The sequence below is a fragment of the Stenotrophomonas sp. YJH_SMC_46 genome, from assembly GCF_059370315.1.
Window position 1 is genome coordinate 280,162 of the sequence record NZ_JCAFTO010000004.1, and the last position, 14,014, is coordinate 294,175.

General features: G+C 68.9%; 9 protein-coding genes. All 9 read left to right on the top strand.

The features are described from left to right. The first annotated feature begins 3 nt into the window (after positions 1 to 3). Genes AC5P8C_RS14895 through bcsZ form a run of 9 tightly spaced genes read left to right on the top strand, consistent with a single transcriptional unit; the run spans position 4 to position 13,959 of the window. Positions 4 to 1,542, top strand: a complete 1,539-nt coding sequence (locus AC5P8C_RS14895) for a BcsE family c-di-GMP-binding protein (protein WP_019661021.1) — start codon at positions 4 to 6, stop codon at positions 1,540 to 1,542. Beyond that, on the top strand, positions 1,539 to 1,718 hold the full coding sequence (bcsF, locus tag AC5P8C_RS14900) for a cellulose biosynthesis protein BcsF (protein ID WP_019661022.1): 180 nt from the start codon (positions 1,539 to 1,541) through the stop codon (positions 1,716 to 1,718). The genes AC5P8C_RS14895 and bcsF overlap by 4 nt, the downstream gene beginning before the upstream one ends. Beyond that, complete coding sequence (gene bcsG / locus AC5P8C_RS14905) at positions 1,715 to 3,346, top strand: cellulose biosynthesis protein BcsG (RefSeq protein WP_031270787.1); 1,632 nt, start codon at positions 1,715 to 1,717, stop codon at positions 3,344 to 3,346. Before bcsF ends, bcsG begins: the two co-directional genes overlap by 4 nt. Continuing rightward, positions 3,346 to 3,525: a cellulose biosynthesis protein BcsR gene (bcsR, locus tag AC5P8C_RS14910; RefSeq protein WP_019661024.1), complete on the top strand. Its 180-nt coding sequence runs from the start codon at positions 3,346 to 3,348 to the stop codon at positions 3,523 to 3,525. Before bcsG ends, bcsR begins: the two co-directional genes overlap by 1 nt. Further along, positions 3,522 to 4,277, top strand: a complete 756-nt coding sequence (gene bcsQ, locus AC5P8C_RS14915) for a cellulose biosynthesis protein BcsQ (protein WP_019661025.1) — start codon at positions 3,522 to 3,524, stop codon at positions 4,275 to 4,277. The genes bcsR and bcsQ overlap by 4 nt, the downstream gene beginning before the upstream one ends. Continuing rightward, positions 4,277 to 6,901 (top strand): UDP-forming cellulose synthase catalytic subunit, encoded by a 2,625-nt coding sequence (bcsA, locus tag AC5P8C_RS14920; protein ID WP_495219005.1) that lies wholly within the window; start codon positions 4,277 to 4,279, stop codon positions 6,899 to 6,901. The genes bcsQ and bcsA overlap by 1 nt, the downstream gene beginning before the upstream one ends. Next, positions 6,898 to 9,261, top strand: a complete 2,364-nt coding sequence (bcsB, locus tag AC5P8C_RS14925) for a cellulose biosynthesis cyclic di-GMP-binding regulatory protein BcsB (protein ID WP_026347130.1) — start codon at positions 6,898 to 6,900, stop codon at positions 9,259 to 9,261. Before bcsA ends, bcsB begins: the two co-directional genes overlap by 4 nt. Beyond that, positions 9,261 to 12,842 (top strand): cellulose synthase complex outer membrane protein BcsC, encoded by a 3,582-nt coding sequence (bcsC, locus tag AC5P8C_RS14930; protein WP_495219006.1) that lies wholly within the window; start codon positions 9,261 to 9,263, stop codon positions 12,840 to 12,842. Before bcsB ends, bcsC begins: the two co-directional genes overlap by 1 nt. Further along, on the top strand, positions 12,826 to 13,959 hold the full coding sequence (gene bcsZ / locus AC5P8C_RS14935; RefSeq protein ID WP_233653229.1) for a cellulose synthase complex periplasmic endoglucanase BcsZ: 1,134 nt from the start codon (positions 12,826 to 12,828) through the stop codon (positions 13,957 to 13,959). Before bcsC ends, bcsZ begins: the two co-directional genes overlap by 17 nt. Positions 13,960 to 14,014 lie beyond the last annotated feature (55 nt).

Genomic DNA, 14,014 nt, shown 5'->3' on the forward strand with positions numbered 1-14,014 from the left:
GGCGTGCCAGCAACACACCTTGCCATTGCCGGACTGCCCACCGAACTGGTGGAGATGCGCAGCGGGGGCCTGTATTGGGTCGTTGCCGCGGGCAGCGCGCCGACGGATCTGCTCGGTGCCGGTGTGCTGGCCACGGCCGACGCACTGGATGAGGCCGTGCTGGTCACGCTGGGGCGGGGGGCCGAATCGATGCTGACGCTGCTGCCGGCCGATCAGGGGCCGGCCCGCCTGCGGCTGTTCCAGCGGTCGCATCACGGCATGCAGCAGGCGCTGCGCGGGCTGACCGGCGATCTGCCGCGCACCGCCTCGGTGCGCACCCGGCTCAGCGTGGTGCAGTTCCCGGTGGCGGCGCTGGACGGCTGGGATGATGCCCGGCTGGCGCGCTGGTGCCAGCAGCTGCAGGACTGGGCCGGCCAGGCGCAGCAGGTGCTGCTGTTGCTGTGCCATGGCGAAGTGGCGACCCTGGCCCCGCGCCTGTTGTCATTGAACCGGAGCTGCGCCGGTGTGGCCCAGCTGCATCCGCATCGTGGTGCCCTGCAGCTGCTGCTGCACTACTGGTCCAACAGCCATGGCGTGGTGGCCCAGCGATCGTTCGGCGTCGAGCAGGAAAGCCGCGGGCTGCGCCATCTGGCCGAGGCCGATGCCGCCGGGACTGGGGTCGATGCCACCAGTGGCAGTGATCGCGATGTCTTCCTGGCCCAGACCGAAGTACTGGACGGTGCGCCGCCACTGTCGGCAGCCTGGCACCTGTATGACGGCTGGGCTGGATTGTTGCCGGCCGCGCTTCAGGCGCGCGAGGCCACCGTAGTGCTGGCCATCGACGAGAACGCCAAGGTGGATGCACTGGCCCGACTGCTGCACCGCCTGCGCCGGGAACGTGGCAATGCACTGAAACTGGTGGTGCGCGAGCTGCAGCCCTGCCTGCGCTACGCTGATGAGCGGCTGCTGATGCAGTGCGGCTGCAGCCTGGTAGTGCCGTCAGCCACGCCGTTGCCGCGCCTGCTGACCCTGCTGGAAACCGTGCAGCGTCAGCGTTGGCAGGGCCAGCTGGCTGACGATCCGGAGCCGCTGATCCGTGCGCATCGGCCGCCACCGGTAAGCGGCCTGGTCAACGCCGCACGCTTCCGCCAGATCGCCGGCGAACGCATCGACCAGGACGGCAGCGCGGTGGAAAGCGCCGTGCTGGCGTTGCAGCCGGTGGCCGGCCTGCGCGCCGAGCAGACGTTGCAGCAGCTGCGCATCCGCCGCCAGGGCGATCTGGCCTGTGTCTACCGCGGGCAGGTGCGCCTGTTCCTGTTCGGGTGCCGGCGTGATGCGGTCGAACAGGCCCTGGGCAATCTGTTCCGCCTACCCTGGCGGGAGCTGTTCGATGGCTACCAGCGTCTGGCCGAATACGACATTGCAGCGATGAACGCCGGCAGCAGCGATCCGGAGGCCGAGGTCCTGCCCGAAGCCCCCGCCGTCCTGCCGCCGGTGGCCCCGGCGCTGGAGGCGCCTGTTTTCACTGTCCCGAAGCCGCTGCGACTGGGAGATCGCGCATGACCACCGACCAGCAACTCTGGACCCTGATCGTCGCCTGTGCGCTCGTGATGATTCCCTTCGGTGCCATGCTCGGTACGCTGTGGCGTGCGCTGCGCCGCCGTGCCGCGCGCTGGCTGCCCCCTCGCCACCTGCGCCGCGCCGGTGTACGCCTGCGTGCGCCGCGGGGGGCTGCATGAGTCCGCAGGTGGCTCCCGCATCGCCCTTCGCCTGGGCCGACCTGCGCGGCTGGAACCTGTATTTCCTGTCCAAGGTGGTACTGGCCTGGATGGGCGCGCTGGATCTGAAGATCCTGCCCAACCTGCTGTTCCTGGGCGCGCTGCTGGTTCCACTGCGCTGGCGCTGGGCACGCATTGCGCGTACTGTCGCTGCGGTACCGGTGGGCGTGGCGCTGTACTACCAGGACACCTGGTGGCCGCCGTTCCGGCGCCTGTTGGTGCAACCTGGCGTGCTGGACTTCTCGGCTGATTACTGGCTCGAGCTGGCCCAGCGCTTCATCAACTGGCAGATGGTGGCGGTACTGGCGATGCTGGTGCTGGCCTACGTACTGCTCAAGCCGTGGCTGCGCATCACCACTCTGAGCGTGCTGGGCATGCTTGGCCTGGCTGTGATGGCGATACCGATGCCGGCGGGTTGGAACTGGGGGCAGGGTACCGCCACCGCGGCCACCACCAGCGTCGCAGGCACTTCAGGTGGCGGCCTGCCGCCGGCCAACAACGAGACGCTCAACGCATGGCTGGCCGGCTTCTACCAGCAGCAGGCCAGCCTCAAGACCAGCTTCCCGGCACCGGGCAGCGGCGCGCCGTTCGACGTCATCATCCTCAACATCTGCTCGCTGGCATGGAGCGATCTGGATGAAGTGGGGCTGCGCCAGAACAATCTGCTCGACCACATGGACGTGGTGTTCGACGACTTCAACTCGGCAACCGCCTACAGCGGCCCGGCGGCGATCCGCCTGCTGCGCGCCAGCTGTGGCCAGACCTCGCATACCGGGCTGTTCGATCCGGTGCCGGCCGAGTGCCAGCTGTTCTCGAACCTGCAGCGTCTGGGCTTCCAGAGCGAGCTGGCGATGAACCACGACGGTCACTTCGACGACTTCATCGGTGAACTGCACCAGTACGGCGGGCTGCAGGCACAGCCGATGGATATCAGCGCGTTTCCTAAAGCGCTGGTGGCGTTCGACAAGTCGCCGCTGCGCCGCGATGGCGATGTGCTGATGGCGTGGTGGAAACAGCGGCTGGCCGGGTCCAGCCAGCAGGTGGCGCTGTTCTACAACACGATTTCGCTGCACGATGGCAACCGCATCGTCGGCGCCGATGGCCGTTCGAATGCCGCCGACTACAAGGCACGTGCGGAAATGGTGTTGGGCGACATGGCCGGTTTCGTCGATGCGGTGGAGAAGAGTGGCCGCCGCGCGATGATCGTGGTGGTACCCGAGCATGGCGCGGCCCTGCATGGCGACCGCATGCAGATTCCGGGCATGCGCGAGATTCCCAGCCCGTCGATCACCCACGTGCCGGTGGGCGTGAAGCTGATCGGCATGGGCGCGCCGGCGGCCGGCGGCCCGCGTCATGTTCCCGAACCGAGCAGCTACCTGGCCGTGTCCGAGCTGGTTTCGCGCGTGTACGCGCTCAATGCCCAGTCGCCGCCGAGCGAGCGCAACTGGGACAGCCTGCTGAAGGGGCTGCCGCAGACACCGTCGGTGTCGGAAAACGAAGGCGCCAAGGTCATCGAGTACGCCGGCAAGCCCTGGCTGCAGCTGCAGGGCAGCCAGGCCTGGAGCCCCTACCCCGAGGAGGCACGCTGATGCCTGCCGACATCCTTGCCGTACCGGTCACGCTGTCCGTGGAAGAGGACGATATCGACCTGCTGCGCCGCAGCCTGGGCATGCCGGGGCTGCCCTACGTGGACTTCTCTGCCCAGCATGAGCGTGCCCAGGCGCTGGCGCGCTGGCAGTTGCTGGCCGAACTGGAGCCGCGCCGATGAGCACCGTGCTGTCGCTGCAGGGCATCCATGGCGGAACCGGTGTCACCACGGTCCTGGCCGCACTCGGCCAGGGCTTGCACGCGCAGGGCCAGCGCGTCCTGCTGGTCGAATGCAGTCCGGACCAGATGCTCGGCCTGCACCTGGGGCTGCCTGCCGACGTGGACAACGGTTGGGGGCGCGCGCAGCTGGACGGCACGGACTGGCGTGATGCCGCCTACGCCGTTGCAGCAGGACTTGCGGTGCTGCCCTATGGTCGCGTCGATAGCGAGGCCGCAATGCGCATCGAACAGCAGCTGCAACAGGCACCGGGCACCTGGGCCGAACGCATTCCGCTGCTGGAGACCCAGTTCGACTGGATCCTGTTCGACCTGCCGCAGCGCCTGCCGGCGCATGCAGCGGCCATCAACCAGCACGTGCGCTGCACGCTGCCGCTGCGCCTGGCCTGTGTCGATCCGGTCAGCCACGTGTTCCTGCAGCGGCAGCCGGAGGACACACGCCTGTTGCTGGCCAACCGCTATGACCCGGTCATCCCGGTGCAGCGCGATCTGATGCAGCTGTGGCTTCACGCGCACGGCCCGCGGCTGGTGCCGCAGCCGCTGCACGAGGATGCGCGGGTGCCCTCCGCGCTGGCCAGCAAGCAGCCACTGGGGCGCTATGCGACCGATTCGCTGGCCGCTGCCGATGTCGATGGCCTGGTGCTGTGGTGCCTGGCCGAGGCCGCACGGCGCCTGCCCGTTGCGGGGACACGCTGATGGGCGCCCGCGTCTACTACCTGGACTGGGGGCGCCTGCGCGAACGCGTGCATGCGCCTTGGCCAACCCGCTCGCTGCTGTGGCTGCTGCAGTGCGTGGGCTGGGCGTTCCTGCGCCTGGAAGGGCCGGCATGGCAGGCACAGGCCGCGCGCCTGCGCAACGCCTTCCCGCAGATCCAGGGCGACCGCCGCTGGCGCCCGGGCGATCCACTGCGGTTGTTGATCCAGGCCATGTGGCTGTCGGTGGTGCGGTTGGTACCGCAGCCCTCGCTGAGGCGGCAACGGTTGGCCCGGGCCCGGCGCGAACGCATTGCCGAACTGCGCGGTGCGGCCGGTCGCGGCCGCCTGCGCTACCTGCGCGCCATGCGCGATGCGCCCAGTGAATTCTGGAACAGCCGCGTGGCGGCATGGTTCGGCCGGAAGATGGGCAGCCTGTCGCCGCGTTCGCGGCACCTGCTGACCCTGCTGGTCGGGTTGGCCACGCTGGGGCTGGCGGCGCTGTGCATCACCCAGCCGTTCACCTATCTGGCGCAGTTCGTGTTCGTGGTGCTGCTGTGGGCCATCGCGCTGCTGGTGCGGCGCATGCAGGGGCGCTATGCGACGCTGGTGCTGGTCGTGCTGTCGATCACCGTGTCCTGCCGGTACCTGTGGTGGCGCTATACGGCCACGTTGAACTGGAACAGCACCTTCGACCTGGTCTGTGGCGTGGTGCTGCTGGCGGCGGAAACCTACTCGTGGCTCGTGCTGATGCTCGGTTACGTGCAGGTGGCCTGGCCGCTGCGGCGCCGCCCGGCGCCGTTGCCGGCCGATATCCGCCAGTGGCCGACGGTGGATGTGCTGATCCCCACCTACAACGAAGACCTGGCGCTGGTGCGGCACACCGTGTACGCGGCGATGGGCCTGGACTGGCCGGCCGACAAGCTGCGCATCCACATCCTTGATGATGGCAAGCGCGAAGAATTCCGCGCATTCGCCGAGCGCACCGGGGTCAACTACATCACCCGTGCCGACAACCGCCATGCCAAGGCCGGCAACCTCAACCATGCGTTGACCCTGATCGATGGCGAGCTGGTGGCCATCTTCGACAGCGACCACCTGCCGGTGCGGTCGTTCCTGCAGATCACCTGCGGCTGGTTCCTGCGCGATCCCAAACTGGCGCTGGTGCAGACCCCGCACCACTTCTTCTCGGCCGATCCATTCGAACGCAACCTGCAGGTGTTCCGCAGCGATCCCAACGAAGGCGAGCTGTTCTACGGCCTGGTGCAGGACGGCAACGACCTGTGGAACGCGGCGTTCTTCTGCGGCTCCTGCGCGGTGCTGCGGCGCGAAGCCATCGATGCCATCGGCGGGTTTGCCACCGAGACCGTCACCGAGGATGCGCACACCGCGCTGCGGCTGCACCGCAAGGGCTGGAACTCGGCCTACCTGCGCATTCCGCAGGCGGCCGGCCTGGCCACCGACAGCCTCGGCGCGCACGTCAACCAGCGCATCCGCTGGGCGCGTGGCATGGTGCAGATCTTCCGCATCGACAACCCGTTGCTGGGCAAGGGCCTGAGCCTGTTCCAGCGCTTCTGCTATGCCAACGCGATGCTGCATTTCCTGGCTGGCATTCCGCGCCTGGTGTTCCTCACTGCGCCGCTGGCGTTCCTGCTGCTGCATGTGTACATCATCTACGCACCGGCGCTGGCCATCCTGTTGTTCGTGGTACCGCATATGGCCCACGCCAGCCTGACCAACGCACGCATCCAGGGCAAGTACCGGCGTCCGTTCTGGGGTGAGGTGTACGAGACGGTGCTGGCCTGGTACATCGCACGGCCCACCACCGTGGCGCTGTTCAGTCCGGGCCGCGGCAAGTTCAACGTCACCGACAAGGGCGGTACCCAGGCCGGCGATCGTTTCGACTGGCGCGTGGCGCAGCCCTACCTGGTGCTGGCGCTGCTGAACGTGCTGGGCCTGTGCTTTGCCGTGTGGCGCTTCGTGCACGGCCCACTTGACGAACGTGGCACGGTGATCGTGAGTTCGCTGTGGGTGCTGTACAACCTGCTGATCATCGGCGGTGCGCTGGCGGTGGCGGCCGAAGTGCAGCAGGTGCGACGCACGCATCGCGTCACCACCCGTCTGCCGATGGCGCTGCAGGTGCCCGATGGCCGCCGCCTGCGCGGCGTGCTGCAGGATTACTCCAACGATGGCGTGGGCGTCGAACTCGGCGAAGACGCACAGCTGGCCGAAGGCCAGCGCGTGCAGGTGCTGCTGGGGCGGGGTCGCCGCGAGTTCGCATTCCCGGCGCGCGTGCAACGCACGGTCGGCCAGCGACTGGGCCTGCTGCTGCTGTTCGAGGACGAGCGCCAGCGCGTCGAGTTCGCCCAATGCACCTTCGCCCGCGCCGATGCCTGGCTTGACTGGCACGCCGGTTACCAGCCCAAGAGCCTGCCGCGCAGCCTGTGGAGCGTGCTGGTCCTGGGCTGGCGCGGCTACCGGCGGATGGGTGATTTCGCACCGTTCGACCTCGACCGCCCCGCACATTGGAACCGTCGCCTGCTGCGATGGCTGGCCAGTTTTGCTCCGCAACGTCCGCTTCCTTCCCACCCGGCTGACCCAGCCGCTGATCCAGGGCTTCGTCCATGACCCGTCCGTCCTCTCTGCGTTGGCTGCTGCTGCCCCTGCTGGCCCTGCCCGTGGCGTCAGGCAACAGCGCGCCTGCCCCGGCGCCGGTTGTCCCTCCCACTACCGCGCCTGCCGCTCCGCCGGCGCCGGGGGTGCCGGCCGCGCCAGCCACCACGCCTGCCACCGGTACCGAGCCCGCGCTTGCGCAGACCTGGGCGGGCAGCGCCTGGCCCTGGCAGCGGCAGAACACCTTCGCGCAGCTGGGGCGCCGCCAGGACACGCTGCTGTCGGGCGTGCGCAATGCCACCACCTTCGAGTTCCAGGTCCGCCGTGACCGCCTGGTCCGCGATGCCGAGCTGGATCTGAGCTTCACGCCTTCACCGTCGCTGCTGCCGACCCTGTCGCACCTGCGGGTCTATCTCAACGACGCGATGATGGGCGTGGTGCCGATCAGCAACGAGCAGCTGGGCCGCCCGGTGCAGGCCAAGCTACCGCTGGACGCGCGCCTGATTGCGGATTTCAACCAGGTCCGCCTGGAGTTCGTCGGCCACTACACCGACATCTGCGAAGAGCCGACGCACAGCTCGCTGTGGGTCAATCTCTCTAGCAACAGCACGCTGCGCCTGGGCGGCCAGCCGCTGGCGATGCAGGACGACCTGGCCAACTTCCCGCTGCCGTTCTTCGATCCGCGTGATACAGCACGGCTGGAACTGCCAGTGGTGTTCGCCGCTGCGCCGAGCCTGGCACAGCAGCGGGCGGCGGCGGTGATGTCCTCGTACTTCGGCAGCCTGTCCGGCTGGTGGCGCCAGGCACGTTTCCCGGTCAGCTTCGGCACGTTGCCGGACAAGGGCCACGCGGTGGTGCTGGCGGTCAACGGCAGGTTCCCGCCGGTGATCGCCAACCATGCTCCGGTGAAGGGCCCGATGATCGAACTGATGTCGCTGCCGGAGGATCCGCAGCGGAAGCTGCTGCTGGTGCTGGGCCGCAACGATGACGACCTGCAGAAGGCCGTCGCTGCGATGGCGGCCGGCAACGTGCTGTTCCGCGGCCGCCAGGTCAGTGTCGATGAGGTCAAGCCACTGGCCCCGCGCAAGCCGTACGACGCACCGAACTGGGTGCGCACCGACCGCGCCGTCCGCTTGGCTGAACTGCTCGACTATCCGCAACAACTGCACGCCAACGGCGTGTCGCCGCAGCCGATCACGGTCAACCTCAACCTGCCGCCGGATCTGTTCATCTGGCGCAACCAGGGTATTCCGCTGAACCTGCGCTACCGCTACACGCCGCCGTTTGGCAGCGATGAGTCGCGGCTGGGCGTGGCGATCAACGACCAGTTCATCTCCAGCTTCCCGCTGGTGCGCCGCAACGGCAAGCAGGGCCTGGAGGAAATCCGCTTGCCGGTGCTGGCCGGCGATGCCGGTGCCGATGACGGTCGCCTGCTGATTCCGGCGCTCAAACTGGGCGACCGCAACCAGCTGCGTTTCGATTTCAACTTTGCCAGCGTGATGGGCAGTGCGCAGCGCGATCATTGCCAGACCGTGCTGCCGCCCAACTTGCAGGCAGCGATCGAAGACGACTCGACCATCGACTTCTCCGGATTCCATCACTACATGGGCCTGCCGGACCTGTCCGCGTTCGCGCTCAGTGGATTCCCCTTCACCCGCATGGCCGATCTGTCGGAGACTGTCGTGCTGGTGCCACCCCAAGCCAACGAGGCACAGGTCAGCCTGCTGCTGAACCTGATCGGTGGGCTGGGTGTGCAGAGCGGCTATCCGGCCTATGGGCTGCGCCTGTCCGATGACTGGAAGCAGGCCAGCGCGCTGGATGCGGACCTGCTGATGCTGGGCGCCCTGCCGGCCGAACTGCGCGGTAGCCAGCAGCTGTCGCTGCTGATCGACGACCAGCGCACGCGCCTGCTCAATGGCCAGTCTCCGTCGCCGCAGCAGGCGATGGAACAGGCCCGCCGTGGCAGCCGCGATGGCGATCCAGCGGTGACCGAAGTGGCAGTGAGCGCGCAGGCACCGTTTGCCGCGATCATCGGCATGCAGTCACCGACGCATGCGCAGCGCAGCATCGTTTCGCTGGCCGCCAGCAATGCCGCCGACTACGGCCTGCTCCACGATGCACTCAGCGATACCGGCAAGCGCGAAGCCATTGCCGGCTCGGTGGCGATCCTGCGTACCTCGGGCATTCACAGCCAGTTCGTCGGTGATCACTACTACGTTGGCGCGCTGCCGTGGTGGCTGCTGCTGTGGTACCACCTGGCCGACCACCCGGCGCTGCTGGCGGTGCTGGCCACGCTGGTGGTGCTGATGGTCGCCTTCCTGCTGTGGCGCGCGCTGCGCTGGGTCGCGGCCAAGCGCCTGGACCCGGGGCACTGATGGCACGTACGCGGCATCCGCTGGTCACCGCGTCCGGCCTCGTCCTGTTGGGACTGGCCGGTGCCGGGCCCTGCGCGGCGCAGGCCTTGCCCGATACGCCGGGCGGAACCGTCGCCGAGCAGCGCCAGTGGCTGTTGCAGCAGGTGCGCATCGGTGAGGCCACCGGTCGCCAGAGCCTGATCGAAGACGCCCTGGCGCGGCTGCGCATGCTGGCACCGGATGATCGCGGCACCTTGGTGGCGATCCTGGAAGTGCAGCTCTCGCAACAGAAGCTGCAGGATGCCGAGGCGACCCTGAAGCGCCTGCGCGAGATCGGTACAGGTACCCGTGAACTGGCCGCCGGCGAACGCCTCTGGAGGGCCTACCGCGGTGATCTGCAGCAGGATCTGCAGCAGGCGCGCCTGTTCGCTGCCGGTGGTCGCAGCGCCGAAGCGCTGGCGATCTACCGCCGCCTGTTCAACGATGATCCACCCGGCCTGCAGCTGGGCCTGGAGTACTGGCGCCTGCGCGGCGGCCAGGCGGATGGGCGTGCACAGGCGATCCGTGCGCTGGGCGAACTGGACCGCAGTTATCCGGGCAATGTGCCATTGCTGCAGGCGCTGTCGCAGATGCTGTTCGCTGCCGGCCGCGATGCAGAGGCGCTCGCCGCGCTGCAGCGCATGGGGCGTAATCCGGAGGCCCGCGGCATGGCGGCGGACGCCGAATGGGCCTACCTGAAGGATCAGCCGGCCGACGACCGCAGCGTGCGCCGGCTGCAGGACTTCATCACCCGCAACCCAGCGTTTGCCGACATCGCGTTGGTGCGCGAGCGCTACACCGACCAGCACAAGCGGGTCAGCGACCCGGCGTGGCGCGCCGGCCTGCGCGGCCAGCAGCTGCTCGACGCAGGCCGCAATGCAGAGGCCGAGCGCGCTTTCCTGCAGGCGTTGCGCGGCTATCCGCGCGAGCCCGACCTGTTGGGGGGGCTGGGCATGGCCCTGATGCGCCAGGGCCGCCGCGAGCAGGCCATCAGCTATTTCCAGCGTGCGGTGCAGGCCACCCCGGCCGGCGACAGCAACGACAAGTGGCGCGACCTGATCGCCAGCACCCGCTACTGGCTGCAGCTGGACCAGGCCGATGCGGCGCTGGCGGCCGGCCGGCTGGACGAGGCCGAGCGCCTCTATGCGCAGGCGCATCGCCAGCAGCCCCGCGACGTCAATGCTGCACTGGGCCTGGTCGACGTGGCCGTGGCCCGCGGTGACGACGCCGCAGCCGAACGCCAGCTGCAGGTTGCGCGGCGGATGGCGCCCAACGATGCCAACGTGATCCGCAAGCTGGTGCAGCTGTACGGCCGCACCGACCCGCAGCGGCTGGAAGCCTTCATCAACGCATTGCCCGCTGCGCAACGCAGGTTGTATGCCGAAGACCTGCGCCAGCTCCAGATCAGCCGCCTGCGTGAGCGTCGCGAGCAGGCGCTGGCTGCCGGTGATGCGACCACCGCGATCACGCTGGGACAGAAGCTGCGCCGCGAACTGCCGGGCGATGCATGGCTGGCCTATGCGCTGGCCAACGAGCTGCGCGCCGCTGGCCGGCAGGACGAGGCCGACGCGGCGATGGCCGACATGGCCACGCATAACGACAGCGCCGAAGCGCGCTACGCGCAGGCGCTCTACCTGTCGGGATCCGATCGGATGCCGCAAGCGCTGGCGGTACTCGACGCGCTGCCGCAGGCGAAGTGGAACGACGACATCCGCGCGCTGTCGGCGCGCCTGCAGCGGCAGCAGCTGGTCGATCATCTGTGGGATCTGCGTGCGCAGGGCAGGGAGGCCGAAGCCATCGCGCTGCTGCAGCAGCAACCGCCCAGCACCGACAATGATCTGCTGATGGCCGAGTGGGCGCGCCTGCGCGGCGATCACGTGCAGGCGCTGCACTACTACCAGCGCGTGCTTGCCGCACAGCCGGACAATGTGGATGCGCAGCTGGGCCAGGTCCAGGCCTGGATTGGCACCGGCGATCTGGCCAGCGCACGCCGCCAGATGCACGACGCACCGCCGGCAGTGGACGATGACGAGATCGGCCAGCAGCGTCAGCTCGCCACCATCTGGACCGACCTGCGCGAGGACACGAAGGCCCTGGCGATCCTGCGCGCGTTGCTTGCGCGCAAGACCGGGCCCGACGCACAGTCCTGGCGTGATGCGGCACGGCTGGTGCGCCGCGATGATCCGCAGCAGGCGCTGGACATGTACGCGCAGGCGATGGCCGACAACGGCGTGTTGGCTCCCGGCCAGGTCACGCCGCGCGACAACCGCGCGTTGACCCTGGCCAGCCGCGAGACAGCCGGCGATGACTGGTTGCGGCGCAGCCTGCGCAGCGATGTGGAAACCCTGTACCAGCAGGAGAATCCCACCCTGACGGTGATGCAGGACACCGGTCGCCGCAGCGATGGCACGCCGGGCATTTCGCGGCTGTCGCGCGATACCCGCATCGCGCATCTGGACGCGCCATTCGCCGGTGGCCTGGGCTGGGCGCGCATCGAGCAGGCCAGCTTCGATGCGGGCCGCTTCCAGACCGATGAGAGCGGCGCCTACGACGAGGATTTCGGCAGCTGTGACCTGGATCTGCTGCAGGCCGACGACAGCCGCCTGCGCGCACCGGGCTGCACCCGCTTCGTGCACCAGCGGCGCACCTCCGGTGCCGGCTTCGCCGTCGGCTGGCGCACCCTGGATGACCGCTGGAACGTCGATATCGGCCACACCCCGTCCAACTACGTGGTCGGCAACTGGCTTGGCGGTGTCACCCTCAATGGCGACCTCGGGCGCTTCGGCTGGGGCGCCACGCTGTCGCGGCGGCCGATGACCAATTCGCTGCTGTCGCAGGCCGGTGCGGTTGATCCGCGCAGCGGCATCAGCTGGGGCGGCGTCACCGCCAACGGCGTGACCTTCAGCCTCGGCTACGACCAGGGCGGCCGCGATGGCGTGTGGTCGAACTGGAGCTGGCATCGGCTGACCGGGCACAACGTGGTCGACAACACCCGCGCACGCGCGATGGTGGGCTGGTACCACAAGCTGATCCAGCGCCCCGACATGCGGCTGGATGTGGGTACCACCGCGATGTACTGGCGCTACCAGAAGGACCTGGGCGGCTACTCGCTGGGCCAGGGCGGCTACTACAGCCCGCAGCGCTATGCATCGCTGAGCCTGCCGGTCAGCTTTGCCTGGCGCAACGACGTGTGGTCGGTGCGCCTGGATGGCTCGGTCAGTGTGTCCAGTGCGCGTACCTCGTCGATCAGCCGTTTCCCCGACCAGGCCTTGATCGAGCGCGTGATTGCACAGCTTGAGCCGCAGTACGGCCCGCTGCGGCTGGACGAGGCCGGCCTGTACACCGGTGACAGCAGCAGCACGGGCACCGGGTACCGCCTGTACGGCGCGGTGGAGCGCCGCCTCGGCGACCACTTCGTGCTGGGCGCTGCCGGCACCCTCCAGCGCAGCCGCGATTTCTCGCCGAATTCGTTCCAGCTCTACCTGCGCTACACCTTCAAGCCCTGGCAGGGAAACCTGCCGCTGCCCGTATCACCACTGGTGCCGTATGGCGAATTCCGCTGACCTGCGGCGACGGCGCCTGCTGCAGGCGGTCGCCACGCTGCCGCTGCTCGGCGTGTGCCGTGTGCAGGCCGCGCCCGCCCCGCGCTGGCCGGCGTGGAAGGTACTGCTCGACAGCAGCCTGAGCCGCGACGGGCGCATGATCGATCGCAGCCAGGACGATCAGCGCAGCACCTCCGAAGGCCAGTCCTATGCCTTGTTCTTCGCCCTGGTCGACAACGACCAGGCGCTGTTCGACCGCATCCTGGGCTGGACCCAGGACAACCTTGCCGGTGGCGACATGGGCAAGCGCCTGCCGGCCTGGCTGTGGGGACGCGATGACGCCGGCGCCTGGCGGGTGCTGGACGACAACCCGGCCTCGGACTCCGATCTCTGGCTGGCCTACGCGCTGCTGGAAGGCGCGCGGCTGTGGCGCCGTCCGGCGCTGAAGGCCATCGCGGAGGGCATGCTGGTGCAGGTGCGGGCGCGCGAGATCGTGGATCTGCCCGGGCTCGGCCCAATGCTGTTGCCAGGCCCACAGGGGTTCATTGAAGGGGACGCCACGCGGGTCAACCCCAGCTATCTGCCACTGCCGCTGCTGCGCCGCTTTGCGGCGGAGGATCGCAGCGGGCCGTGGCAGGCGCTGGCGCGCAACAGCGTGCAGTTGCTGCAGCAGAGCAGCCCGCACGGGTTCGCACCGGACTGGGCGGCGTGGAAAGGCGATCGCTTCGTCGTCGATCCGGTGCGCGGTGCGGTCGGCGGCTACGACGCCATCCGCTGCTACACCTGGGCAGGCATGACCGCATCGCGCGATCCGTTGTTCCGCGCGCAGCTGGCGGCGCTGTCCGGACCGCTGCAGCGCCTGCGCAGTGGTGCACCGATGTGGGAAAAGATCGACACCCGCAGTGGCCAGGGGCAGGGCGAAGGCAACTACGGATTCCGCGCGGCCCTGCTGCCCTATCTGATCGCGCAGGGCGAAGCGGAGCGAGCGCAGTCGCTGCGGGCCAGCCTGCCCAGCGCCGAGCAGCAACGCGCCGATGCACCGGCCTATTACTCGCAGATGCTGGCCCTGTTCGGCGTGGGTTGGGCCGAAGGACGCTGGCGCTTCGCCACCGACGGCCGCCTGCAGCCGCGCTGGTAGCTGCAGCGCTGCGGGGTCAGGTACCTACGCAGCGCAGTGGGCTCCGACCGACCCT